The organism is Nitrososphaera sp. (genome assembly GCA_039938515.1).
Classification (GTDB): domain Archaea; phylum Thermoproteota; class Nitrososphaeria; order Nitrososphaerales; family Nitrososphaeraceae; genus Nitrososphaera.
This window is the reverse complement of record JBDUUL010000014.1, coordinates 1-14,334: the sequence shown is the minus strand read 5'-3', so window position 1 is coordinate 14,334 and position 14,334 is coordinate 1. Positions and strand designations below refer to the sequence as shown.

At 52.2% G+C, this 14,334-nt stretch carries 14 protein-coding genes and 1 tRNA gene; 9 read left to right on the top strand and 6 right to left on the bottom strand.

Translation table 11 applies throughout. The features are described from left to right. Window positions 1-81: 81 nt before the first annotated feature. Together ABI361_07795 and glmS are read right to left on the bottom strand one after the other, a co-directional pair. Entirely contained in the window at window positions 82-270 is a 189-nt protein-coding gene (locus ABI361_07795; GenBank protein MEO9320557.1) for a hypothetical protein, read from the bottom strand. 89 nt (window positions 271-359) lie between these two features. Beyond that, window positions 360-2,126 (bottom strand): glutamine--fructose-6-phosphate transaminase (isomerizing), encoded by a 1,767-nt coding sequence (glmS, locus tag ABI361_07790; GenBank protein MEO9320556.1) that lies wholly within the window; start codon window positions 2,124-2,126, stop codon window positions 360-362. A 259-nt stretch (window positions 2,127-2,385) separates the two neighbouring features. On the opposite strand from glmS, the gene ABI361_07785 reads away from it, so the two are divergent. Continuing rightward, on the top strand, window positions 2,386-3,507 hold the full coding sequence (locus ABI361_07785) for a TFIIB-type zinc ribbon-containing protein (GenBank protein MEO9320555.1): 1,122 nt from the start codon (window positions 2,386-2,388) through the stop codon (window positions 3,505-3,507). A gap of 46 nt (window positions 3,508-3,553) precedes the next feature. Here the strand turns inward: ABI361_07785 and ABI361_07780 are convergent, their stop codons facing one another. After that, window positions 3,554-5,050 (bottom strand): spherulation-specific family 4 protein, encoded by a 1,497-nt coding sequence (locus ABI361_07780; protein ID MEO9320554.1) that lies wholly within the window; start codon window positions 5,048-5,050, stop codon window positions 3,554-3,556. 102 nt (window positions 5,051-5,152) lie between these two features. On the opposite strand from ABI361_07780, the gene ABI361_07775 reads away from it, so the two are divergent. From ABI361_07775 to pdxT, 5 genes are read left to right on the top strand one after another with little or no spacing between them, the layout of a single operon-like run. Further along, entirely contained in the window at window positions 5,153-5,473 is a 321-nt protein-coding gene (locus ABI361_07775) for a hypothetical protein (GenBank protein ID MEO9320553.1), read from the top strand. Window positions 5,474-5,506: 33 nt separating this feature from the next. Next, entirely contained in the window at window positions 5,507-7,495 is a 1,989-nt protein-coding gene (locus ABI361_07770; GenBank protein ID MEO9320552.1) for an aconitate hydratase, read from the top strand. Between the two features lies 1 nt (window position 7,496). Continuing rightward, window positions 7,497-8,138: a hypothetical protein gene (locus ABI361_07765; protein ID MEO9320551.1), complete on the top strand. Its 642-nt coding sequence runs from the start codon at window positions 7,497-7,499 to the stop codon at window positions 8,136-8,138. A gap of 43 nt (window positions 8,139-8,181) precedes the next feature. Next, on the top strand, window positions 8,182-9,153 hold the full coding sequence (gene pdxS / locus ABI361_07760; protein ID MEO9320550.1) for a pyridoxal 5'-phosphate synthase lyase subunit PdxS: 972 nt from the start codon (window positions 8,182-8,184) through the stop codon (window positions 9,151-9,153). Then, a complete protein-coding gene (gene pdxT / locus ABI361_07755; protein ID MEO9320549.1) occupies window positions 9,153-9,824 on the top strand; it encodes a pyridoxal 5'-phosphate synthase glutaminase subunit PdxT in 672 nt (223 codons plus the stop codon). The genes pdxS and pdxT overlap by 1 nt, the downstream gene beginning before the upstream one ends. On the opposite strand, the gene glmM is transcribed toward pdxT, so the two are convergent. Continuing rightward, window positions 9,821-11,218: a phosphoglucosamine mutase gene (glmM, locus tag ABI361_07750; GenBank protein ID MEO9320548.1), complete on the bottom strand. Its 1,398-nt coding sequence runs from the start codon at window positions 11,216-11,218 to the stop codon at window positions 9,821-9,823. The genes pdxT and glmM overlap by 4 nt on opposite strands. 65 nt (window positions 11,219-11,283) lie before the next feature. Between glmM and ABI361_07745 the strand changes: the two genes are divergently transcribed. Continuing rightward, window positions 11,284-11,422, top strand: a tRNA-Leu gene (locus ABI361_07745). 289 nt (window positions 11,423-11,711) lie between these two features. Here ABI361_07745 and ABI361_07740 read toward each other — a convergent pair. Both ABI361_07740 and ABI361_07735 read right to left on the bottom strand, forming a co-directional pair. Then, window positions 11,712-11,996, bottom strand: coding sequence for a hypothetical protein (locus tag ABI361_07740; protein MEO9320547.1), 285 nt, complete (start codon window positions 11,994-11,996; stop codon window positions 11,712-11,714). Then, the gene (locus ABI361_07735; GenBank protein ID MEO9320546.1) at window positions 11,997-12,563 is read right to left on the bottom strand and encodes a hypothetical protein; all 567 of its coding nucleotides are present in this window, start codon (window positions 12,561-12,563) and stop codon (window positions 11,997-11,999) included. A gap of 500 nt (window positions 12,564-13,063) precedes the next feature. Between ABI361_07735 and ABI361_07730 the strand changes: the two genes are divergently transcribed. Both ABI361_07730 and ABI361_07725 read left to right on the top strand, forming a co-directional pair. Beyond that, complete coding sequence (locus tag ABI361_07730; GenBank protein MEO9320545.1) at window positions 13,064-13,426, top strand: DUF488 family protein; 363 nt, start codon at window positions 13,064-13,066, stop codon at window positions 13,424-13,426. Window positions 13,427-14,150: 724 nt separating this feature from the next. Then, the coding region (locus ABI361_07725) for a hypothetical protein (GenBank protein MEO9320544.1) at window positions 14,151-14,334 on the top strand (184 nt) is incomplete at its 3' end.

The window sequence follows — 14,334 nt, the reverse complement described above, 5'->3', positions numbered from 1 at the left end:
TCTATACGCGGTGTTCTCTGGGCAGTCCTGCTTTTAATGCTTTTTAGAACGGCCAAAGCCGAGTGACGGGCTGGACCTGTATCAGCCGCCGGTTACCGCGTCAAGTATACAGCATTCGCACTTGTCAAGCTTGCCGCAGTATGGGCAGGCACACATGCACGAATCAAGTGGGTTACCACAAAGTTCGCACATTATCACTTCCTCGTGGCTGCTGGATTGAGGGGTCGATTCTTTTTCGGGCTTGGAGCGCTGTTGCGAGGAGGAAGACACTAGAGTGGTAATTGGCGGCGGAACTTAATTACTTTATCTCTCGATTGAGCTTTAGCGACCCCGCCAATCTCCCTGCAAATTGTATCGTGTCATCTTACTGTGACAGACTTTGCTAGGTTTCTGGGGAAGTCTGGATCGGCATTGTTTTGGAGGGCCAGGTAGTATGAGAGCAGTTGTAGTGGAATCGTCTCAATCAATGGATAAAGCAGATCGTTGGCCACGGAAGGGATACGGATCAGGGCATCGTATATATCGCTATCCGCGTTAGAGATTCCGATTATTTTCGCACCCCTTGCCTTTACCTCATGCGCGCTGTTCAGAGTGTCAGCGTAAGTGCGGTCTTGGGGGTTGATAACGATTACACAAGCGTTCCTGTCCATCATCGCCAGCGGACCGTGCTTCAACTCGCCTGCTGCTATTCCTTCAGCATGGACATAAGCCAGCTCTTTCATCTTGAGGGCGCCTTCAAGGGCGATTGGATAGTGGAGCGACCTGCCAAGAAGGTAGATGTCGCTTGCTTTGGACAGCTGCGTGGCGGCAATTCTCTCTATGTCGTAAGAATGAGCAAGGACGCCTTCGAATTTCAGAGCAAGTTCATTTGCGTCAAACCCTACCTTGCCTGACGAGAGCCTGTCAATAATGGCGTAAGCCAGTGAAAGCTGGCCGGTAAAGCTCTTCGTCGCAGCTACTCCTATCTCCGGTCCACAATTGATCGCAAGTGAGGCGTCGGCAATGCGTGCTAGAGAAGAAGTGGGGACGTTGACGATTGAGACGACCTTGGACCCGGAAGCTCTGGCATGCTTGACAGCTGAAAGGACGTCCGCTGTTTCGCCACTCTGCGATATCGCAATCACGGCCGTTGCAGAATCCAGCATGTCCAGGTCATACTGGAACTCACTCGCCATTATCGGCTCAAAACGTTTTTTTAGTAATTTGGAGCCGAGCATCGAAATAAGGACTGAGCTATGGTAGCTAGTGCCGCTGCCCGTGACAATTACCTTCTGAGCCGAGCCTATAATGTCGCAGAATGACGCCAGAGTGTGGGCCGGCTGCCTAGTTGCCAAGACGACGCTTGATCGCTGCTCAAAGATTTCCTTTGCGGTATAGTGAGCAAATTCCCCCTTGTTGGTGTCTGCGAGTTCCCACGCGACCTTGGTAACCTCCCTGCGAACCGGCCGGCCCCCGAAGTCGAAGACCTGCACTCCCGACCCATCAATGATCGCAATGTCTCTGTTTTCGAGAAACATTGCCTGATCGGTATGCTGTAGAAATCCCAGCACATCGCTTGACGCGTAAAACGCATTATCCGACATTCCGATTACCAGAGGTTCGTCCATCCTTGCGCAAGCAAGTGTTCCGGTTGAAAACAGGGCGACAAATGCATAGGTCCCTTGCAGCCTGCCAACCGTTTCAAGCACAGCAGTCTTGACATCTCCAGAGTGGGAATACGCCTCTTCAAGCAGGTGTGAGATTACTTCGGTATCAGTATCGCTTCTAAATACGTGATTGCGATTGAGAAGCTCTGATTTTAGCCCCGAGTAATTCTCGATGATGCCGTTGTGCACAACCGCGATATCGTCGGTGCAGCAAGGGTGCGGATGGGCGTTGTAATCGGTGACTTTGCCGTGGGTTGCCCACCTCGTATGGCCAATCCCGACTGTGCCCCCCATGGAAGGGAGATCAAGGTTGCTGCTTACCTGACCGACTTTTCCAATTCCCTTCTTAACTTTGATGCTCGACCGAGAAAGGGTCGCAATCCCGACGCTGTCATAGCCCCTGTACTCCATCCTTCTGAGGCTTTCCACGAGGAACGGGGCGACGGACTCCTTGCTTACAATCCCAATAATAGAACACATGTGCTGCTAATTTGCAGACTGGTTGGATGGCTTTTATCGCTTGAGTACGTCTGGTATCGAACGATATGTCGATAAATTCATTGTATACAAGGTACCTGCATTGCTTTTGTAACAATCAGTCCAGGCCAGATTTTGTGTAATCGGTTGCCAGAATCAAGTTTCCATAAATTTCAAAGGAGTACGAGACAACATCATTATTGCTTCCGGGTTATTACCACCCGGACTTTATTCTCGGTTGGCAATGACAGACGGTGGATTAGTGGATGATCTATGCCTCAGCTGCGGGGGCTCTCCCATTACAGACAGCTCGACCGGGGAGCTGCTGTGCGGGTCGTGCGGGATAGTGCTGAGAGAAAGGCTTGAAACTTTGTCGCCTGAATGGCGGAACTTCTCATCAATGGACGAGGACCGCGCCAGGGTAGGCTATCCTTCTTCTCTTTTAATTCATGATACGGGACTTTCAACCTTTATCGGAAATCTCAAATCGCCAGCCGGAGCAGGCAGGAGGCAGTCGCCTGACCATGACACGCGTGACGAGCTTCAGCTCGACGGGGCAGAGGATGAAAGCAGTCATTCCATTGAAGGTTCTTCTGGCCGTACAACGCGGGGCCAATCGGGCAGAAGGCGAGAAAATCCACAGCCAGGCCTTTCAGCAGGCAGCGAGCGCACGAACGAGATTGGGTCACTGAATAGATCCTTTCATCCCATTCCCGTCAGCAGGCTGCGGAAACTCAACGCGATGTCAGTCGCCAGCGCGCCGGTTTCCAGAAATCTGAAGAAAGCCACGTGGGAGATTAACCGCGTGTGCAGCACTCTGGGCCTGAGCTGGCAGGTCGCGGAGCGCGCGGCCTATTTTTACCGGAAGTCCCTGCAGAAGAACCTGATCAAGGGCCGCTCGATAACCGGGTTTGTCTATGCGTCGATTTACCTTGCCTGCAAGGAAAGGAGAATCCCGCGAACAGTGGATGAAATATGCCGGGAGATCGGGCTGGACAAACCGTTTGGCAATCACTGCTACAAGATACTCGTAAAAGAGATGCAACTTGATCCGCCCATGAGCGACCCCTATAGAAGCGTGACTAAAATATCCGCCAAGGCCGGAATTGAGGAGCGCGTTACCCGGAAGGCACGTGACATTCTATCTAAAATTGCAAATCACACCGCCGTAATGGGCAAGAATCCGCTAGTACTTGCAGCCGCGGCACTGTACTTGGCAACCGTCGAGTGCGGGCTGAAGAACATAACAAAGACGACCATAGCTGATGCCGCGGAAGTCAGTACGATCTCGCTGCGAAAGAGGCTGGCAGACATTACCGTCGCGCTCAACTCTATAAAGGCAAAACAGACGGCATTGAAGCATCCAGAGGCAGCGACACGGTAATTCTCTGAAGACTTATCCCTAGATAACTTCGATAGGGCGCCTGTAGCTAGCCTGCGCAGGCTGCCAATGCTGCACTTTTTTGCATGTACAGTTCAAGCGTGCCTGCAACAGGTCCGCCCTGCTGGAGCGCGTCGGCAACCGCAGCCGAGTAGCCATTATCAAAGCATTGCTGTTTGAAAACCGCGGTGCCCAGCTTGCCCACCAGCTGGTTGTCATACCGCGCCTCGACGAGCGTGTCATTTGAGACGTTCAAAGTCAAGCTTCCTCCGGAACCACTGCTTGCCTGCGACTGGCTGTCCCAGCCGGCGAATTGGTAAAACTTGTAACCTAAGGCAGTAAAATCATAAGTTCCGGGCTGCAGCTTTACCTGATAAGGGGTAAAACCCTGGGCTACCGTTGTGGCGCCATTGCTCACCCTGACAAACATGCCTCTTATGGGATTTGCGCTCAAATCATGGCTCTCTATGGTCACGAGGTGGCTTTGCGTCCGATACACCGCTCCGAGTTCCAGATCCAGAGAGACATCCACGCTCCTGTACTGCTGGGTCATGCCGTCGCTCCACTTCGAAAATTCAAAGGCCTGATAGCTGGAGGCGCCTATCTCGAAAATTCCATCCGGCAGGTTAAAGGCAGCTGGGCTGAACCCTGTCATTATAACCGAGTTTCCCTTCTTGACCTCGATCCAAAGACCAGAAATCTCTTGGCCAGAGTCATCGTAGGTCCTGACGCTGACCTTGTGCGTATTTGCAAAGGAGCTCGAATAATCCACCAAAGATTGCTGGTAGCTTCCAAACCATGGCGGCAGGGCGGTGTAGGTGTCCGTAGAGTAGTGATATCCTATGCCGTCATTCCAAGCTTCGATCGTGTCGCGCGAAGCGACATCGCTCGCGACTCTATATCCCATAGCGTTCAGGACGTCGTTGCTGGAAATCCCCATGTAACGCGAGGGAGGATATTTTGAAAACCAATCCAAGGAAGAGGCAAAGCGCCACTGGTGCTCGAACGAAACAATGTCGCTTACCTGCATCACCCGTTCCCCTACTAGCACGCTGCCCGGATTTGCAATCACCAGTTTGTCGCTTCCACCCTGCTGCTTGACAAAGTTGTAGATTTGCTTGTAGTACGAGTACTGATCGTCTGTCTGCATGAGGGATACCTCGTCGAGCATCACGCCGTCGGCGCCCGCGCTGAGCGCGGACTTGATTTCGCCTAGAACCGAGTTGACGTCTCTTTTGGCGTCACCTGTTGCAACGTACGCAATCACCTTGATCCCGTTGCTGTGAAACGTGTTCATTACGTCAGGCCGGATGTTGACCTGGCCGTCGGACGTGTGGTAAGGGCTTATCACAAGATCAGGCTTTGCCGCCAAGATACTGCTGACCACGTTTTGCAGGATCCCGTGTTCGTCAAAATACCATCCATAATAGATAACAAACCGCCTGTGGGTTAAGCTCTGGTCCGCGGCAGTTACCCCGGTTGGAGTTGCGCTTGACAGGAATGAAATGAAAAGCAATGCCGCCAAGCCCCTGAGCAAACGCTTCAAATCAGATACCTCAAGCCCCGCGAGCGTATTTAAGGCGACAGAATTTCTTTATCAGAAGAATAGAGCGCCTTTTATCCTTGAGATACATTATCAGAGGTGCGCTTGAAGGTCTTTGCATACTCGTGCCAGAATTGCGGCTATGCCTCAAGACATCTGCTAGGCACCCCTGCAATGGACCAGGTACTGACTGACGTAAATGATGAGTTTGCTGATTTTCGCCTGTTTTGCTGCACCTTGGAGTCGAGGTTTATTTCTGTAGATGTCTTGTCCTCCGGCTTTACCGGGCTGTGCCCTTCAGACGGCTCTGACCTCATAGATGTACCCGATACTCAGACCCCCGCCTGCCCGCGTTGCCATAGCCTGCTTGCCGTCGGGGAGGAGCTTCCGCTCTCTGTAAGCAATGACAAAGGCGGCTCGGAATAAAATATTATATCCTTCATGCATAACCATCTAGTAGTGCCGTCCACATCGTCAGACCGAAACAATGAGCAAACCGGCCCGCTCAATCTGGCTCAAAAGATAATTTCCTCTCACCTAGCGGAAGGCAAGATGGAGCCGGGTCAGGAGGTTGGCCTGAAGGTCGACAGGGTGTTGATGCAGGATGCAACAGGCACAATGGCCTGCCTGCAATTTGAGGCCATGGGAATTCCGAGGGTCAAAGTCGAGCACGCCGCCATCTATGTAGATCACAATATACTCCAGACAGGATTTGAAAACGGCGACGATCATCGCTTTTTGCAAACTTTTGCTTCAAGGTACGGCATTCATTACTCAAAGCCCGGAAACGGCATATGCCATCAGGTAAACCTGGAGAGGTTTTCGGTCCCGGGAAGGCTGCTTATCGGCTCTGACAGTCACACTCCCACTGCCGGTGGTGCAGGAATGCTCGCCATAGGTGTAGGCGGACTAGACGTGGCCGTGGCGATGGCAGGCGCGCCTTTTTACACCAAGATGCCAAAAATCGTGGGCGTAAAACTCACCGGCAAGCTGGGACCTTGGGTGACCGCAAAGGACGTTATTCTTGAAATGCTCCGCCGGCTGTCCGTCAAGGGGGGAGTAGGTAAGATTTTTGAGTATTACGGTGATGGAATAAAGAACTTCGGCATTCCTCAGCGTGGAACCATCTGCAACATGGGGGCAGAACTGGGGGCGACCACTTCGATCTTTGAGTCCGATGAGGTCACTCTCGACTACATGACGCGCCAAGCGCGCCCACAGGACTATACACGCATCGCGGCAGACCCGGGCTGCAGCTATGACGAGGACATGGAGATTGACCTGGGTGAGCTCGAGCCGCTCATTGCGCTGCCCGGCTCACCAGACGCGGTGAAGAAGGTCCGGGACGTCCAGGGAGCCGACGTCCAGCAAGTGCTTATCGGATCGTGCACGAATTCCAGCTATACTGAACTCATGACGGTCGCACATGTTCTCAAGGGGAGGAAGATACACCCGAACGTAACAATGGCGATCAACCCCGGCTCAAAGCAAGTGCTTGAGACGGTCGCCCGGGATGGTTCAATCTATAACATTATCGCTTCAGGCGCTCGGCTCCTTGAGAGCGGCTGCCAGGGGTGCATCGGCATGGGCTCAGCCCCGGGGACCGACTGGATATCGATAAGGTCGTTTAATCGCAACTGGCCCGGCCGGAGCGGCACCAAGGACGACAAGGTCTTTCTGACCTCTCCCGAAGTCTGCATCGCCTGCGCCGTGACTGGCAAGATCACCGACCCGAGGGATCTGGGCGAATACCCTGCGATCCCATGGCCCGACAGGTACGTCATTGACGATTCGGGAATCATTGAACCTGCGCCAACCTCCCAGGCGGGACAAGTGGTGGTTGCACGAGGGCCCAACATCAAGCCACTTCCACTGCGACAGCCGATGGAGCAGGCTCTGCGAGGCGAGGTCCTGATAAGAGTTGGTGACAACATCAGCACGGACGCTATCATGCCCGCAGGCGCAAAAATCCTGCCCCTGCGAAGTAATATCCCGGCAATAAGCGAGTATGTCTTTTACTGGATAGATCCAGAGTTTGCCAAGCGCGCAAAGGAGAAGGGAGGCGGCTTTATAGTTGGAGGCGACAATTACGGGCAGGGCTCAAGCAGGGAGCATGCGGCTCTTGCTCCGATGTATCTGGGCATAAAGGGAGTGATCGCAAAATCATTTGCGCGGATTCACAGGGCCAACCTGATTAACTTTGGAATAATTCCGTTCGAGCTCTCAAACAGCGCCGACTTTGAGGCTCTGCCACAACAGACGCTAGTTAACATAGCCGGGGTGACTGAAATGCTCCGATCTGATTCCCGAACTATCGATGCTGAGGCGGGCAATGGTACAAGCGTGAAAAAAATCACGCTTAAAGTCGACCTTACACCAAGGCAGCGGCAGGTACTCCTCGCGGGCGGACTGCTTAACTTTATCCGCACAGCACAGCCAGGATCCTAAAGTGGCTACAGGCGGAAACAAGTTTGTAATCATTATGGTTGCCATAGTTGCGGTTATGGCAGCCCTTGTCTTTCTTCCGGGGATTAACGGTAAGAACGGCACCAATGAACCTGTGGTTTCCCCTGGCGGCCAGGCAAGTCCATCGAGCAGTTCACAGGACGTAATCATCACACTGGACTATGGGCGTCAGAACTTCACGTCGGGCTTCTCGCCGAACAGCGTCCTTAACCAGACAGGCGCACCATCGGACCTGCTGACCGTGTCTGCAGACGGATCGGCCAAGTTGATGCGCTTTAACGAGAATGCCTCGTTACCCCGGGAAAAAGACTTTGCTCTGACCTCAGACGAACTGTCGCGGCTCCACTCACTTATTCTTGATACAGGCTTTTTGCAAATTCCAGACGCAGACTATCCGCGAACGGATAATGCTACAAAATTCACCAGGTACTCACTTGACGTACACCTGGTAAATTCAGCAGGATTTGGGACAACGGGTGACAGCAATAGCCTAACTTCGGCCCTTCCTTCTTCCACAACAAAGACAATGGCATGGGTAGATGCCAATGCGACAAAAGGCTCGGTGCCTCCGATTGTGCGCAACATTGGATCGACTCTGGATGAGATAATCTCGGCACACCGGTAAATCACGCTAATATCTATATAGAGCGTTTTGACAAAATCAGAGCATGACGATTTCTCTTGTGGCAGCCGAGCATGATCCAAAGGGCGTCAGGGTATCTGAGCGAAATGGCGCCAAGGTGATCAGGGGCACCACTCTTCTAAAACGCGGCTTTGCGCATATGCAAAAGCACGGCGTGGTTATGGACGTGACGAGCGTGGAGCAGGCACAAGTTGCCGAAGACGCCGGCGCGGTGGCTGTCATGGTCCTTGACAAACTGCCTTATGATGTCCGCAAGGCCGGAGGCGTTGCGCGCACAGCCAGCATCAAAGTGATTGAAGACATCATGGACGCAGTTACCATTCCGATTATGGCCAAGTGCAGGATTGGCCACACCGACGAGGCTAGGGTGCTGGAGGTTACCGGCGTTGACATGATAGACGAAAGCGAGGTGCTGACCCCGGCGGACGAGGAAAGGCACATCTGGAAATGGGATTTCACTACGCCCTACGTGAACGGCGCCAAGAGCCTCGGCGAGGCTTTGCGAAGAGTAGAGGAAGGCTGCGCCATGATACGCACAAAGGGCGAACCGGGCACAGGAAACGTATCTGAGGCAGTCACCCACATACGCGCGGTAAATGGCGAGGTCCGGCGAATCAGGTCAATGTTTCAGGACGGCGACAAACAGGAGCTGATGAAGGCCGCAAGGGAGCTCAAGGTTTCTTTTGCAATTGTAGAGGAGACGGCAAGGCTTGGAAGGCTTCCTGTCGTTAATTTTGCCGCGGGCGGAATAACCACTCCTGCTGATGCGGCTCTTCTTATGAACCTGGGCTGCGACGGCGTATTTGTCGGCTCTGGAATTTTCAAGTCAGACGATCCCGCGCAGCGCGCTCGCGCCGTCGTACTTGCCACGACTTTTCACGACGACGAAAAAGTAGTTGCCGAGGCGCAAAAAATGGTAGACGAGAAAAAGTCTCTGCTTGGACTTGATGTAAAGAATCTTGAACTGCGGATGCAGGAAAGGGGCCAGTCCGCCTGATGAGCGATTCTTCCGGTCGTCCTTCAGCATCTTCCACTGGCAAACTCGTGATAGGTGTGGCTGGATTTCAGGGTGACATCGAGGAGAACCTGGCTGCTGCGCAAAATGCATTGAAGCAGCTCGGCCTGGATGGCGAGGTCATTTCGGTCCGCTATCCTGACGAAATAGAACGCGTCGACGCCCTGATTCTGCCCGGAGGCGAGAGTACGGTAATCAGCACACTTGCTGCCATTCACAGTTCCCTTCCCGCAATAAGGTCGCGGATTTCTGAAGGCCTACCGGTGCTAGGCACCTGCGCAGGCATGATAATGCTATCGAACAGGGCGTTTGACAGGGTGGTGGGCGAGACCAAGCAGAAGCTGATAGGCGGACTGGACATTGTGGTGGAAAGAAATGCGTTTGGGCGCCAGAGCGACTCGTTTGAGACCGACCTTGACATGCCGTCGTTGGGAAAATCACCATTCAAGGCCGTCTTTATCCGGGCGCCGGCCGTCTCTGATGTAGGAAGCGGGGTACAGGTCATTGCAAAACTGGACGGAAGGCCGGTTGCAGTGCGCCAAAAGAACCTGATTGGAACGTCATTCCACCCCGAGCTTTCAGACGACACCCGGATTCATGAGGAGCTCGTCAGAATGGCAGCTGCGTTCCACGAGTCCAGGCTAAAGAACTAGCTATCCTGCATCCCGCCGATTGTTGAAACGATAACTCGCCTGTACTCCTCGACCTTGGAGTCAAGGAGCGATTTGTCTGTCGACTCGGCGTACATCCTGATAAGAGGTTCTGTCCCGCTCGGCCTCACCATTACCCAGCTCTCGTCGTCTATCCAGATTTTTGCCCCGTCCATCTGCTCAATCCTTCTCGGCGAGCCGTGACCGAGAACCGCCCTGACAACGCTCTCTACCGATGCCCTTGAATTGCAAGAGAACTTGTCCTTGAACTGGTATGTTCTTGGAAGTCCTGCGACCAGCCCAGAAAATGGCGAAGCAGATGCGGCAAGCATATCTAAGACAAGGCAGGTTGACATTGCGCCGTCGCGCACCTGATTCATTGGGCCGTACATGTAGCCGCCATTCTCCTCAAGCCCAAGCGGGCTGCCTCTTGCAACCATCTCGCGAGAAACTTCTACGCTTCCCACCTTTGTGTAAAACACTCTTCCGCCTGCCTCTTTAGTCACGGATTCTAGCACCATGGAGGTGTTTATCGGGCAAACAACCTCCGCGCCAGGATGCCTTGTCGAAATGAGGTGCCTGGTGAGCAGCGCGCCGGTTTTATCGCCCCAGTGAATAGCTCCTTTTTCATCGCAAAAGATGCTCCTGTCGCCGTCGCCGTCAAAAGCCACGCCGAGATCGGCCCTTGAACTTTTCACCGCCTCTGTCAGTATCGAAAGGTTGGTTACAAGCGGTTCTGATCCGCGGGCTGGAAAGTCGCCATCGATTCTTCCATTAACCACAATCACCTTGCAGCCGAGATGCCTTGCAATCAGCGGCGCAACTGCTGCCTGGGCGCCGTTGCCGGTGTCCATCACAATCGTGAATTTGCGATTTCTGATTCTATCCGAATCAACGAGCGCCAAGGCCGCGTCGATGTAGGCCGGAACAACTGATTCATCCCGAGAATCCGTCGCGGCATGTGCGTGAACGGGCGGATAAACCTTATCGTAATACGCCTTCTCGACAGCCAGCTCGTCCTCTCTCGATATTTCTACCCCGTCTGCTCCGGAGGGCTTTAGGCCGTTGTACTCGGGAGGGTTATGCGACGCGGTGACCATGATGCCTCCACTGTAACCGAGTTTCTTTGCTGCGAACTGAAGGCATGGAGTCGGCAACAGTCCCGCATCGGCCGTCCGGATTCCGGCAGAATTTAGAGTCGCCCTCACCAGTTTTGAAATTGTCGGACTGGAATGCCGACCGTCATAGCCCACAACTATCGGACCATTCCTGAAGTAACTGGCCAGCGCACGCACAAGGTCTATGACCAAATGGTGGTTAATCGTTGACCCGTACACGCCTCTTACGCCGTTTGTCCCAAACAGCCTCGGTCCGTTCTGCTCGCCTTTTTGCTGCACCTGTTTGCAGATAGCTTCGCACAATATATAACAATAAATTTGGCAGCAGGCGGAAGCTGAATCAAGCGGGGGTTGCCAAGCCCGGTCAACGGCGCAGGTCCTTTTTGCCTAGTGGCATGAAGGTGCGAAGCTTAGAACGAACCGGGAGTGGTTCCTACAACCCTGTTCCTTAGGGATTCGTGGGTTCAAATCCCACCCCCCGCACTATTCTTCTTGCCAGGACGAGCTAAATTCTACCCACTTGATAGAAAGACGGTTAACTATTCTGCTATCGCGTATAAAACGCATTCAATAAGATATTCCGAGTCGGCCTGACAGTGTAATAGCTGCTTGTTGTACTGTCTCACCAGTGGTTGAAAGTTTCAAAAGTGATAGTTTCCTATGTGGATTACATGAATGGCACGCTCTGTCGCTAAACCGGTCATGTCCATTTTGTCAGCTTAAGGTCTACCCCGTTCCAGCGTACCTCAAACATGAATTAATCGGCTAGGAGTCATCTAGTGCTGGATACCGACGGGGGATTCTTTTGTTTATACTCGATTTCAAGGCGAATCCTGCCAATCCCGTTTACTACGGGGTCTGATGTTATCTTGGCATTTCCTTCGATATCCTTGAGCTCGTCGCTGGCAAGTATCGGTTCCAAGAGCTTAATCAGCATCATAATTGACGGGTACTTCCAGGCGCCGGACGCGCTTATCTGCAGCCCCTTTGCATCATAGTGTCCGTCGGCGGCAGCGCGGGTAACCCGATCAATGTCGTACACCAGATTAATGACCATCTATTCGCCCCCCGAGTCTCCTCCACCGCCGCCTGAACTGCCTCCGCTGTCGCCGCCGGAACTGTCAGAACCGCCAGAGCTTCCAGAGTCACTTGATCCGCCAGAACCTGCGGTTGCAGATTCGCCGCCCGTATCAGTTCCCCCTCCGCCTGACATACTGGGGCTCGGAGGTGCAGATCCCTGCACAGACTCGCCTCCAATATCACTCCCACCTTTTCCGGACATGCTATTGCCGGGCGTTGAAGAACCATAGTCATTTGTTATCGACTCGCCACCCACGTCGGAACCTCCCTTCGGGCTTGGTTCAGTTGACGCTCCGGGAGGAGCATTTCCGCTGTAGGTATTGCTATCGTGATATACACCACCGTAAAATGGATATGGCTGATACCAGAGGTAATAAAATGGCAGATAACCGTACGGGTTATGATTGTAATAGTTGACAACCGTCGAGTTGCCTACCCTGCTAGCTTGTGCCACCTGCTGTTTGGCTACTGCAGCATTGGCTGCCAGGCCCACTATGAGGACAAGCGCAGCCACCACAACGACCGCGATCAGAACCTTTCGCATAGTTAATGTGAGCTCGTGATCAAGTATAAACTAATACCTGCTCGACCATGAATGCCTTACACACCAATGTCTGAGCAATCCCGGTGGGTTTATGTGTCAAGAGCTGTAGAATTGCGATTGAATGTCTAAATCCGGCCCAAATCTGAGGGGCCGCTCCCTGCTGTCAAATTGGTATGAGCCCAGTGAAGAACAATATGCATCTGACTGCATTTCTAAAGCAGCAATAGCACGATCAAAACTTGGCATCACCGTAATCAAAACTAAACGCAATAAGCAGATAGGATAATCCCATACTCGAATTGCCTTTGCAATTAAACCAAACAAGGGGCAATTGACCAAAAGCGAGTCAAATGAAAATTCGCCAACTCTTAACGACCTCGCAAACGAGCTAGCATTCCGCAGCCAACGCCTGAAAAAAGCAGCCTCAGCCTTTTGATAGTTGTTGCCGTCAAAGTACTATAGACACATTTTTGAACTGATAGAGCGCTAGAAAGTCTACGATTACACTAGCACGAGCTTACGGCTATGTCAAGGCAGATAACGAAGCAGCTGTGCTTGTTGATAGGTTTTGGCCACGTGGCATACCCAAAGATAAGTTGAAAATAGACGTATGGTTCAGGGACATAGCTCCAAGCGACAAGCTAAGAAAGTGGTTTTCACACGACGCAAAGAAATGGGAAAAATTTAGGACAAAGTACAAGGAAGAAATTAGAAAGGATAGCTTGAAGCTAGGATTGCTCCACCAATTAAAGGAGATGGAGGCGGAAAGAGGTAGAGTAGTTCTGCTTTATTCTGCCAAGGATACTGAGCACAACAATGCAGCAGTGCTGAAAGAAATGTTATCGGCAAATAGAATTGTATGACAATCTTGACAAATCATCTGCTCGCTAACCTGCTGTTTGCTTAAATCAGCTGTTTCGGCCTTATAAGATGAGTTAGGGGTTCTGGGTTTCAGGACTTGGTTTGCGATCACTGCTTGGTCGACTCCGGCAATACTCTGCGTTACTTCAAGGATTAACGGCGATTGCTTAATTGCGCCGGACTACCAGCTGAAATATTTTCTTCAAACTTGTACGGTGCGTTTTGGCATAAAACCGCTTGTGGCCCGTGAGCAAGTTGTGTTTGCCAAAGTTATCAAGCGAAGAAAAAATGCTATCACAGAATGCGCACTGATATTGCATCGACTTTATTGTTAGCATTCGAAGGTAAGATTGGGTGCGAACTATTTAGCATGGTGTAAGGTTACTCTAGTTGTTACATACATTTCGTTGATCGGCTGACATTAAGAAAGGAATAGCTGCGAACTTTTCACAGTCTGAAGTTAGTCTCAATCAGCCTTCATTGTTTGCTGCCGGGTGCCCGAAACAAAGATGAAAGAACTTCTCCGGGTACTCGAGTATACAACTATTGGTTCCCATTCAGTGCCGGAAGAATGTGTTCGCATTCGCCCTGCATTTCGAACGCAATACAAAAGTACGCTGTAATGAGGCAGCTGGTGGTATAACTTTATTCTGAAATCCTTGACCGTCTGCAGTGCAAGACAATGCGTTCCGCAAGTTATAATATCAATCGGACACTATGTTGCATGTGAATACGAATCCCACGCCCGACAATACGACACATGGCATAACTGAAATCACCTTAGCCAGGTGGTCCACAAGGTTCTGGGCATGGCTTGTCGATTTTATCATAGTAACCGTGGCATTTGAGGTTCTCTTTGCAATAGTCTATGCCCCGCTTGCATTTCTCCAGGGAATTGACGGAAGCCCGG